Annotated in this window: 9 protein-coding genes, 1 tRNA gene and 2 pseudogenes; 8 read left to right on the plus strand and 4 right to left on the minus strand. The window is 63.9% G+C overall.

The genetic code is table 11. The features are described 5' to 3' along the window. Together ACKOED_RS10730 and ACKOED_RS10735 are read left to right on the plus strand one after the other, a co-directional pair. Positions 1 to 390: ABC transporter permease subunit (locus ACKOED_RS10730; protein WP_408916591.1), on the plus strand; the 390-nt coding region annotated here is incomplete at its 5' end. Continuing rightward, on the plus strand, positions 387 to 1184 hold the full coding sequence (locus tag ACKOED_RS10735) for an ABC transporter permease (protein WP_408916592.1): 798 nt from the start codon (positions 387 to 389) through the stop codon (positions 1182 to 1184). The genes ACKOED_RS10730 and ACKOED_RS10735, both read left to right, overlap by 4 nt. Before the next feature lie 14 nt (positions 1185 to 1198). Here ACKOED_RS10735 and ACKOED_RS10740 read toward each other — a convergent pair. Next, positions 1199 to 1272 (minus strand) — tRNA-Cys (locus ACKOED_RS10740). Between the two features lie 198 nt (positions 1273 to 1470). On the opposite strand from ACKOED_RS10740, the gene ACKOED_RS10745 reads away from it, so the two are divergent. The 4 genes from ACKOED_RS10745 (at position 1471) to ACKOED_RS10760 (ending at position 6989) form a co-directional block, all read left to right on the plus strand. Continuing rightward, positions 1471 to 2139 (plus strand): protein-L-isoaspartate O-methyltransferase family protein, encoded by a 669-nt coding sequence (locus ACKOED_RS10745; RefSeq protein WP_408916599.1) that lies wholly within the window; start codon positions 1471 to 1473, stop codon positions 2137 to 2139. A gap of 99 nt (positions 2140 to 2238) precedes the next feature. Then, positions 2239 to 3600 (plus strand): TolC family outer membrane protein, encoded by a 1362-nt coding sequence (locus tag ACKOED_RS10750; protein ID WP_408916593.1) that lies wholly within the window; start codon positions 2239 to 2241, stop codon positions 3598 to 3600. A 31-nt stretch (positions 3601 to 3631) separates the two neighbouring features. Then, complete coding sequence (locus ACKOED_RS10755; RefSeq protein WP_408916594.1) at positions 3632 to 4252, plus strand: DUF2497 domain-containing protein; 621 nt, start codon at positions 3632 to 3634, stop codon at positions 4250 to 4252. An 82-nt stretch (positions 4253 to 4334) separates the two neighbouring features. Continuing rightward, on the plus strand, positions 4335 to 6989 hold the full coding sequence (locus ACKOED_RS10760) for a valine--tRNA ligase (protein ID WP_408916595.1): 2655 nt from the start codon (positions 4335 to 4337) through the stop codon (positions 6987 to 6989). Between the two features lie 160 nt (positions 6990 to 7149). On the opposite strand, the pseudogene ACKOED_RS10765 reads toward ACKOED_RS10760, so the two are convergent. Both ACKOED_RS10765 and ACKOED_RS10770 read right to left on the minus strand, forming a co-directional pair. Further along, positions 7150 to 7407, minus strand: a pseudogene (locus tag ACKOED_RS10765) (DUF1214 domain-containing protein); the annotation flags it as partial. Positions 7408 to 7419: 12 nt separating this feature from the next. Further along, entirely contained in the window at positions 7420 to 8658 is a 1239-nt protein-coding gene (locus ACKOED_RS10770) for a DUF1254 domain-containing protein (protein ID WP_408916596.1), read from the minus strand. Positions 8659 to 8795: 137 nt separating this feature from the next. On the opposite strand from ACKOED_RS10770, the gene ACKOED_RS10775 reads away from it, so the two are divergent. Further along, positions 8796 to 9215, plus strand: a complete 420-nt coding sequence (locus ACKOED_RS10775) for a hypothetical protein (protein ID WP_408916597.1) — start codon at positions 8796 to 8798, stop codon at positions 9213 to 9215. Positions 9216 to 9226: 11 nt separating this feature from the next. Here the strand turns inward: ACKOED_RS10775 and lipB (ACKOED_RS10780) are convergent, their stop codons facing one another. Then, positions 9227 to 9568: a lipoyl(octanoyl) transferase LipB gene (lipB, locus tag ACKOED_RS10780; RefSeq protein ID WP_408916598.1), complete on the minus strand. Its 342-nt coding sequence runs from the start codon at positions 9566 to 9568 to the stop codon at positions 9227 to 9229. A gap of 6 nt (positions 9569 to 9574) precedes the next feature. On the opposite strand from lipB (ACKOED_RS10780), the pseudogene lipB (ACKOED_RS10785) reads away from it, so the two are divergent. Further along, a pseudogene (gene lipB / locus ACKOED_RS10785) lies at positions 9575 to 9974 on the plus strand (lipoyl(octanoyl) transferase LipB); the annotation flags it as partial.

The raw sequence follows: 9974 nt of genomic DNA on the forward strand, positions 1-9974 counted from the left end.
GTCCAATACATGCTGCACTTTGACGTGCTGATGCTGGCGCACGCCCTGACCGCCATTTCGGACGAGGTGGAAACCGCCGACAAATCGCTGGGCGCCAGCTGGCCGCGGGCGATGTGGCACGTCGTGCTGCCGATGGCGCGGCCGGGCCTGATCGGCGCCGGCCTCGTGGTGCTGACCCTGTCGCTCACCGATTTCGCGATGCCGGCCATGCTCGGCGGCGGCTCGCAGGATTTCATCGCCAACGCCATTTATGACCAGTATTTCCGCACCTCCGACATGGGGCTGGGCGCGGCGCTGGCGGTGATCCTGGTGGCGGCCGGAACCTTTCTCGTGGGCGTCATCCTCGCGGTTTTCGGGGCGGGCACGCTGGCGCTGGGGCGGCGCACATGATGAGCCGCTCGCAGTCAGCCGTATTCTGGGGCGCGGTGTGGCTCGCGGTGATCCTCCTGTCGGCGCCGACGCTGGTGGTGCTGGGCGCGTCGTTTACGGCTGGCAACATCATTGCCTTTCCGCCCGATGGCCTGTCGCTCCGCTGGTATGAGAAGATCGTTCTGGCCCGCGATCTCCAGCAGGCCTTCCTGCGCTCGCTGACCGTCTCCGCCGTGGCGACCCTGATCGCGGTGCCCGCCGGAACCCTGGCTGGCATCGCCCTGGCGCGCTTCCGCCTGCGCTACGGCAATGTGATCCAGATGTATCTGTTGCTGCCGTTTACGGTGCCGCTGATCGGATCAGGGGTCGGGTTGATGATGCTGTTCGGCCAGTTCGGCGTGCTGGGCTCGCTGTGGCCGGTGGGGCTAGCCTGCGCGGTGATCAACCTGCCGTTTGTCATCTGGGCGGTCTCTTCAAGCGCCGCGACGCTTGATCCGGACCTTGAGCATGCGGCCGCCAATTGCGGGGCGGGCAGGGTGCAGACCTTCGTTCACGTCACGCTGCCAGCCGTCCTGCCAGGGGTGATCACCGGCGCGCTTCTCATGTTCATCCTGGCGATGACCGAGTTCCTGGTCAGTCTGCTGCTCGTCGATGCCCGCACCGTGACCCTGCCGGTACAGATTTACAACTCGATCCGCTCGATCATCACCCCGGACCTGGCGGCGGTCTCGGTGGTGTTCATCCTGATGGCGGCGCTGGCCATCGGACTTCTGGACCGGCTCGCCGGACTCGAGATTTTTCTCAAATCGAAGTAAATTGTTTGCGTATCTGGAGGCCTCGCCCGGAATCGAACCGGGGTGCAAGGATTTGCAGTCCTCTGCGTAACCACTCCGCCACGAGGCCTTTTGAAATCAGATACTTAACTGCAGTTTCCTCGCCTTGTATGGCATGCGGGCGCGGCGCTGACAAGGGCGATTTCAAGCATCCTCGGACGCTGCCTCGCCGGCCGCGCCGCGGCGGCCGGAACTGCCGCATGGACTTGGAACGCAAGCTTCGCTAACACCCAGGTAGGTAAAAAGCGTTATAACTCCGCCGGTGCAAATGACTGATTTCACAGCTGCCCGCCTCAATATGGTCGATTCGCAAGTCCGGCCAAACGGTATAACGGACCGCCGTATTCTTGCGGCCATGCAGGATATCCCGCGCGAGCAGTTTGTGCCGGAGCGGTTCCGGGCGATCGCTTACGTCGATGAAGACGTGCCGCTGGCTCCGGCCGAGAATAAGCACGGCCCGCGCGCCCTGATCGAGGCCATGGCTTTCGCCAGGCTTCTGCAGAACGCGGAGATAAAGCCCGGGGACCGGGTTCTGGTGGTGGGAGCCGGGACGGGCTACGGCGCAGCGGTGCTTTCGCGGATCGCCGCCGATGTCGTGGCCCTCGAAAGCGATCCCGGACTGGCTCGCGAGGCGCGTCATCGTTTGGCCGGATTGAAGAACGTCCGGATTGTCGAAGGTCCGCTGCCGGCCGGGGCAGAGACGCTGCAGCCGTTTGATGTCATTATTCTCGAAGGCCGGGCCGAAGAGGTGCCGCAGCCGCTGTTTGATCAGCTCGCTGAAGGCGGCCGGCTGGTGGCCGTGGTCGGCGAGGCGGATCTTGCGAGGGCGAAGGTGTTCACCAGAACGGGCCATGCGATGGCCGCGAGGGATGCCTTTGATGCCTCGGTTACGGCACTGCCTGGCTTTCGGAAGAACAAGTCTGCCTTTGTGTTCTGAGTTTGCGCCCGGGGCGTTTTGGGACTACAGTGTTAATGGGGAGGCGATAGGCCAACAATGAGGCTTCATGTTGCTCACAGGTGGTTGTGCGGGGTGGCGATGGCCGCTTCGCTGACCGCGTTTGCGGCTGCGGCCTCGGCGGACACGCTGTTTGGGGCCATGGAAAAGGCCTATGTCACCAATCCAACGCTCAATGCCGCGCGCGCCGGTCAGCGTGCGACGGATGAGCTCGTGCCACAGGCTCTTTCGGGCTGGCGCCCGACTGTTGGCGTAGGCGGAGAGGTTGAAGCTCTTATTTCCACGCAGCGGGCCGTGGTGCCGGAAGCTGATGAACTCGTGGACGCCGTCATTAACGACGAGGCCGTTTCCGGCAACCTGGCGATTGAGCTGACGCAGCCCCTTTTCAACGGCTTCCGGACCGTGGAGGGCACCAAGGCGGCGGAGGCCCGGGTGGATGCCGGCCGGCAGAGCTTGCTGGAAACCGAGCAGCAGGTGCTGTTCAATGTCGTGCAGGCCTATATGGACGTCTACGCCTTCCGGCAGATCGTTGTGCTGCGCAAACAGGACGTCGCTGCACTGGAAGAGCAGGTTCGGGCCTCGAATGAGCGCTTTGCGGTTGGTGAGATCACCCGCACCGATGTGGCGCAGTCGGAAGCGCGGCTTGCCGAATCCAAGAGCGCGCTGGTCGATTCCCAGACGAATCTTGCGCGGGCGGTTGCGAAATACATTCAGACGGTGGGCAATGAGCCTGGCAAGCTTGTTTATCCCAAGGTTGTCAATCTGCCGAAGTCGATGCAGATGGCGTTGGACGCAGCCGGCGAAATCAACCCGCGGTTGCTTGCGCAGGCTTTTGTCGAGGTCGCGGCCAACAGCGACATCGGCGTCGCCCGGTCAGGCCTGCTGCCGAGCGCCGGTCTCCTGGCCGGCGGCCAGGTTTCGGACCCCGATTTCACCGAAGACCAGAATGAAAACGCTTCGGCGGTTTTTGGGGCCAGCTTCAGTATTCCGCTCTATGAGGCGGGGCTTGTCTACTCGCAGGTGCGCGAGGCCAAGCAGCGGGCGAGCCAGAGCCGCATTCAGGTGATCGAAATCGCGCGCGATGTGCGCCGGGCGGTGGTGGAATCGTGGAACGCCTATGTGGGGCTTGGCGAGATCATCAAAAATACCCGCACCCAGGTAAGCGCCGCGCAGCTGGCGCTCACCGGCGTTCAGCAGGAATATGCGGCCGGAACGCGGACGACGCTTGACGTTCTGGACGCGCAGCGTGAATTGGTGTTCTCGCAAGTCCTGCAGGTGACAGCGGAGAAGAACCGGGTGGTGGCAGGCTATCAGCTGCTGGCGGCGATCGGCCACCTCACAGCGCCGCGCGTTGGCCTGAAAGTGCCCGAGTACAATCCGGAGGAGAATTATCAGCGGGTTCGCAATAAGTGGATCGGCACCAGCGTTGAGACGGTCGAGTAGGCTAGCCGTTCAGCAATTCAGGACAGACACCGTGACAGCAGAGCCGCGCATCGAAGATCTTTTGGCCTCGATCAGGAGAGCGATCGAAGACGATGTCGGTGCTTTTCCGCAGACAACCGCGGAGACGGCCGCCGTCCCGCCCGTGCCGCCAACCGAACGCGCCGCGCGGCTGAGCGATGAGCTCGCGGCCGCCGCCAATGAACTGAAGCAGTTGCGGGAGCGCATCAGCCGGGCTCCGGCCCCGGACAACCAGCGGGCTTCAGCCATTGTCGAGGCCATCCAGACCGCGCCCCTGCAGCGCCCGGCCGCCGGGCCGCGGCCACGCAGCAGTCTGGCGGAGATCGAACCGGCGAAGCGCCCGGCCAGCAGAACAGATGCGGTCCACCTCCGCCCCGTTGCCCGCGCTGAAAGCGAAGCCGCACCCGCGCCCGATACCGGCTTGATGTCCGACTCCGCGGCCCAGGCCGTTCATCTGGCTTTCGGCCGCCTCGCCAACACGGCCGCCGCCGGCATCGGCGAGCGCCAGGTTGAGGAGATGACCCGCGAACTGCTGCGCGGCATGCTCAAGGCCTGGCTTGATCAGAACCTTCCTCCCCTGGTCGAGCGTCTGGTGCGCGAGGAAATCGAGCGCGTGGCGCGCGGCGGCCGCTGACCTGTTTCGCGTTGAGCCGTTGCGCGGCCCGCGCCGCTGGTGTTTAAGGCGCGGCGAAACCTGATTTTCCGCCGGACATCACATGCTCGAGAAGACGTTCACCCCGCAGGAAATGGAAGCCCGGCTCTATGCCGAATGGGAAGCCCGGGGTTATTTCAAGCCGGGCCGCAACCCCGGGCCCCCGCCCTATACCATCGTCATTCCGCCGCCCAATGTGACGGGCTCGCTGCACATGGGCCATGCCCTCAACAATACCATCCAGGACATTCTGGTGCGTTTTGAGCGCATGCGCGGGCGTGACGTGCTGTGGCAGCCCGGCACCGACCACGCGGGCATCGCCACCCAGATGGTGGTGGAGCGCCTGCTCCAGAAGGAAAACAACACCGACCGCCGCGGCATGGGGCGCGATGCCTTTCTCCGGCGCGTGTGGGCATGGAAAGAGGAATCGGGCGGCGCCATCTCGCGCCAGTTGCGCCGGCTCGGCGCCTCCTGCGACTGGTCGCGCGAGCGCTTCACCATGGACGAGGGCCTGTCGCGCGCCGTCATCAAGGTGTTCGTGCAGCTCTACAAGGACGGCCTGATCTACAAGGACAAGCGGCTGGTCAACTGGGACCCGAAGCTGCTGACCGCCATTTCCGATCTCGAAGTGGTGCAGAAAGAGGTGAAGGGCAGTCTCTGGCACCTGCGCTACCCGATCGAGGGCAGCGATGAAGTGATCGTTGTCGCCACCACGCGGCCCGAGACCATGCTGGGCGATTCCGGCGTGGCGGTTCACCCTGAGAACGAGCGGCTGAAACACCTGATCGGGAAGAAGGTGCTGCTGCCGCTGGTGGGCCGCCTTATTCCGATTATCGGCGATGACTATGCTGATCCCGAAAAGGGTACGGGCGCCGTGAAGATCACGCCCGCGCATGACTTCAACGATTTCGACGTGGGCAAACGTCACGGCCTCCAGCAGATCAATGTGCTCGACCAGTTCGGCAAGATCATGCTCACCGGCGATGATTTCGCGCATGTCATGGAGTTCCACGGCCTGGACCGGTTCGAGGCCCGCAAACGCGTCGTCGCCAAACTCGAAGAGCAGGGGCTTCTCGAGAAGATTGAGCCGCATGTGCATCAGGTGCCGCATGGCGACCGCTCCGATGTGGTGATCGAGCCGTGGCTCACCGAGCAATGGTATGTGAACGCCGCCGAACTCGCCAGGCCCGCCATCGCCGCGGTCGAGAAGGGCGACACGGTCTTTGTGCCGGGCAATTGGGAGAAGACCTATTTCGAATGGATGCGCAACATCCAGCCCTGGTGCATTTCGCGCCAGCTGTGGTGGGGGCATCAGATTCCGGCGTGGTATGGACCGGACGGCGCGGTGTTTGTGGCGGAAACGGAGGCCGAAGCGACATCCGCTGCCACGAAGCATTACGGCAAGCCGGTGAGCCTCACCCGCGACGAGGACGTGCTCGACACCTGGTTCTCCTCCGCGCTGTGGCCGTTCTCGACGCTGGGCTGGCCCGACGAAACGCCGGAGTTGAAGCGCCACTACCCCACCGATGTGCTGGTCACCGGCTTTGACATCATCTTCTTCTGGGTCGCCCGCAGGATGATGATGGGCCTGCATTTCATGAAGGAGACGCCGTTCCACACCGTCTACATCCACGCCCTGGTCCGCGACGAGAAGGGCCAGAAGATGTCGAAGTCGAAGGGCAATGTCATCGACCCGCTCGATCTGATCGACGCCTATGGGGCGGATGCGCTGCGCTTCACGCTTGCCGCCATGGCCGCACAGGGCCGCGATATCAAGCTCTCGAAGCAGCGCGTTGAGGGCTACCGCAATTTCGGCACCAAGCTGTGGAACGCCGCGCGCTTCGCCGAGATGAATGGCGTTGCGCATGATCCCGGCTACGATCCGCTGGCGGCCCGCGTCACCGTCAACCGCTGGATCGCCGGCGAAACAGCGCGTACCGAGGCCCGGGTGCGGCAGGCGCTCGAAGACTATAAGTTCAACGAGGCCGCCGCCGCGCTCTATCACTTCGTGTGGAACGTGTTCTGTGACTGGTATCTGGAACTGGTGAAGCCCGTGCTGGGCGGCGCCGACGAAGCCGCCAAGGCTGAGACGCGGGCCACCACGGCCTGGGTGATCGACCAGATCCTGCTGCTGCTTCACCCCTTCATGCCCTTCGTCACCGAGGAGCTCTGGCAGCAGACGGCAAAACGCAAGGACTGGCTGATCGTCTCGCCGTGGCCGTCCTACAAGGGGCTGGGCGATGCCGCGGCGGATGCCGAGATGGAATGGGTCATCAACTTCGTCTCCGAGGTGCGCTCGGTGAGGGCTGAGATGAATGTGCCCGCGGGCGCCAGGATCCGCTGCGTGCTGGTGGGCGCCAACAGCGAGTCCCGCCGCCGCGCCGCCGCCTGGGAGGCTGAAATCATGCGGCTGGCCCGGCTTTCGGCCATCGGCTTCGAGGAGCAGGCGCCGAAAGCCGCGGCCCAGATCGTGCTGGGTGAGGCGACGGTGGCGCTGCCGCTGGAAGGCGTCATTGACTTTGCCGCCGAGCGGTCCCGGCTGGAGAAGGAGCTCGACAAGATCGGCAAGGACATGGCGGGGATCGACGGACGCCTGAACAACCCGGGCTTCGTCGCCAAGGCGCCGCCAGAAGTTCTGGAGGAATCGCGCGAGCGAAAGATTGAGCTGGACGCACGCCGGGCCAAAATCCGGGAAGCTCTGGCGCGATTGGGATCGTAGCCGTAACCAAGCGCCTTCCGGCGAACTGTCGCCATTCCTCCCAAACAGAAGAGAGAACGCGTTCGTTCCTTGCGCTGCGGTGATTTAAGGCAGCGGACATGAAGGACGGATGACCGCTGCTTGTATCGAAGATCGACGATGGCCCTCAGGCTCTGAGTCCTTACTTGGCCTCCTCGAAATCCCCCGGCTTCCAACTCTTGTCGAACCAGGGAGCAAGCGGGCCATAGAGCCGCAGCAGGACGTTCCAGCCTTTGCCGGGCATGGTTTGAACCCAGTTGCCCTCATGGTCCTTGGGCGGCGAAGGTCCGAACCAGACAATGGCGGAACCATCGGCCTCGAGCTTCAGCTGCTTTGACAGGCTGTCAACGCCCGCCGTGCGCTGATCGGTTTCAAGAAGCGAGCGCGTCTGGTTGTCATAGACGGTTAAGGATCAGAAATTGTTGACTGGCACGGGCCCCGGCAAGGTGATTTTGTAGGTCTTGCCGCCATCGAGGAAGTTGCCGTCCCTGTCGCGGAAAGCGCCCGCATAGGCCGAGCCGGTACCGGGTTTCGCATCGGCCATGGCCGGTGTGATGCCGGTAGCATAGTAGAAGAACATTGAGCGGGCATCGAGCATCAGCTCGGCGCCGTCCCGGAACAGGTAGCTGCCGCCCACGAATGGGTTGATCCACTGCCGGTCAGGATAGAGAAACACGCGCTTGTCGCGCGGCGCCCATATCAAGGAACGCACCCCGGCATTGGCGATGGCTACGGCATCTGTGAGGATGCGGGTCATGCGCGCATCGGGCGCGAAGGGCTGGCCTTTGCGGATGCCGACGGCTGCAAAGAGGCCCACCGTCTCCGGCTCCACGAAATCCGCAGGTTCGTTCTGCACCACGTCGTTCAATTCCTTGTAGAATGAAAAATCATTGGCGCTGATGGTGCTGAACCGCAGGCCGGAGGTGTTGATGAAGGTGGTGGCTGGCGGGTTCGCCACCGCTGCTAACGGATAGAGCTTGGTGTTAGCCTTAACACCGGCGATGGCGCCTTCAAGATCGCCGTTTTTCACGAAGGCGCGGAAGAACATGATGAGCCGGTTGGTGTGCGGCCGCATCACATGGAAGCCGAAACCGGGAACCGGTCCGTCATAGCCCGGCGGCAGGAACAGGTAGCGGCCGCCCCGGCCCTGGTCCGGTCCGGTGAGGCCGACATCCGTCACCCAGCGGAAATAGGCGTCATCGACCGGGCCCAGAACGCCCGGTGGCACCTCTACCACCAGCGGCCCGTCTTTCAGGTTGAGGCAGGCAAAAACATAAGGCGTGGTGGTGTTGGGCGTCAGGAACAGCGAGCGCGCATCCATCAGGTTTTCGGTGATGCCGACGGCGGTGTTTTCCGCGGCGCCCACCGAGGCGGTTCCGCGGCAGGCGGCAAGCACCGAGGTCGCCGGGATACCCTTCATGAAGGCTTCGATGCCGCGTGCCAGATCGATCTGGTCATAGGCGATCTGTACCGTTGCCGGGTCGGGTGCGCCGTCGCGGAAGGTGAGTGTTCCCGCGCTGGTCTCGACCTTGTCCGGCGTCAGAATCGAAGATGGTGGATTGGCTTTGAACTCAGGTGACTGTGCGGCGGCAGGCGCAATCATCAGAGCGGCCAGGGCGGCAATCACGGCGCGTCGGAGGCGGAACATCATGTGCATGGTCCCCGTAGCTTGAGTACATAAGTCCTTATTTGCGGCGCTGTCAATGAAGCATGGACCTCGGGCGTCCGCTGCATGGACAGGCGTTGCGTTTGCGCCGATAATCGACGCTTTATTCATGGGAGTTGAAGATGCGTCGTACCGTCCATATTGCCTTGGCGCTGCTGGCGCTGCTCACCGCCGCCAGCCCCTCCAGGGCCGATTTCATCAAGAACTACGCGCAGTGGCAGGTTCTGGGGCCGGACGGCCAGGCCGCCTATGCCATGGGCATGTTCGATGTGATGACGGTGTTCATCGACAACGACAAGTTCATCGCCGCCCGCGCCATGGGCCTCAGGGCCTGCGGCGTGGCACTGCAACTCAAGGGCAACATGCTGGTGCAGGCGATCAACCGGTTCTACGCCGACCATCCGAACTCGCGCAACGTGACGCCGTTCATCGCCTTCAACAGCTATCTGGAGCGCGGCGCCTGCAGCCCATTCATAAACCAGGCGCGCAAGGAAATGGGCCTGCCGCTGATGAAGGCCGCGCCGGAGCCGGAAGCTCAATAGGAATAGCCGTCTCAGCCGCCGCCAAACACCCGGGCGAATTGCCGGGCCAGCGCCGCATCGACGTCCGCCATGCCGGCCGGAACGCCAAGATCGGCGAGGCTCGTCACCCCGTGCTCGCGGATGCCGCAGGGCACGATGCCGCTGAAATGCGAAAGCTCCGGCGACACATTGATCGAGATGCCGTGGAAACTCACCCAGCGGCGCACTCTTATGCCAATAGCGGCGATCTTGTCCTCGCGGCTGCCGCGCCGCACCCAGACGCCCACCCGGTCCTCCCGGCGCTCGCCCGCGACGCCAAGCTCAGCCAGCGTGGCGATCACCCAGCGTTCGAGGCCGGCTACATAGGCGCGCACATCAGCACCGCGGCGCGGCCCGAAGACCTGGTGGAGCCGGCCCGCTTCCCCGTCTTCAAGACCGGGCGTGGCGGGCAATATACCTATCACGGACCCGGCCAGCGCGTGGCCTATGTGATGCTGGACCTGAAGCGCCGGGGCGGCGACGTGCGGGCCTTCGTGGCGGCCCTCGAGCAATGGGTGATCGACACGCTGGACGAATTCAACGTGAAGGGCGAGCGCCGCGAGGACCGTGTCGGCGTCTGGGTTCGGCGGGGATCACGGGAAGACAAGATCGCCGCCATCGGCATCCGCGTGCGTCACTGGGTGACGTTTCACGGCATCTCGATCAATGTGGAGCCGGATCTGAGCCATTTCGACGGAATCGTCCCATGCGGCATCCTCGAGCATGGGGTGACGAGCCTCG

Origin of the sequence: Aestuariivirga sp., from assembly GCF_046093005.1 — a bacterium.
Classification (GTDB): domain Bacteria; phylum Pseudomonadota; class Alphaproteobacteria; order Rhizobiales; family Aestuariivirgaceae; genus Aestuariivirga.